The organism is Thermus sp. FJN-A (assembly GCF_054655095.1).
On the sequence record NZ_BAAHSC010000025.1, the window covers coordinates 1 to 471 of the forward strand.

1 protein-coding gene is annotated in these 471 nt (G+C 73.0%); it reads left to right on the forward strand.

Translation table 11 applies throughout. The features are described 5' to 3' along the window. Positions 1-471 (forward strand): tyrosine-type recombinase/integrase (locus tag ACYQ0J_RS00120; protein ID WP_460170218.1); only part of this gene is annotated, 471 nt, incomplete at both ends.

A 471-nucleotide genomic window follows, 5' to 3' on the forward strand; every position in this document is an offset into this window, starting at 1 on the left:
CGGCCCAAGCTCCCCCGGAGGCTCCCCGTCTACCTCACCCCGCCCGAGGTGGCCCGCCTCCTCCAGGCGGCCTACCAGAACCGCTCCCCCCGGGTGGCCCTCCGGGACTGGGCCCTCCTCGCCTTCCTCTACGGCACAGGCCTCCGCCTCTCCGAGGCCCTGGCCCTGACCTACGCCGACCTCACCTATCAGGACGGCGTCCCCCACGCCATCCGGGTCCAGGGGAAGGGGGGGACGGAGCGGATGGTGGTCCTCTCGCCCACGGCCCAGCGGGCCCTGCACCAGTGGCTGCGGCACCGGAACCTCGAGGGCCACCCCACGAGCCCCTACATCTGGAGCCACACCACGGGGCCCAACCGGGGAAAGCCCTTCTCCGCCCGGGCGGTGGAGGCCATGGTGAAGCGGGTGGCCAGGCGGGCGGGGCTCAAGGACTGGCAACGCATCACCCCCCATAAGCTCCGCCACTCCTAC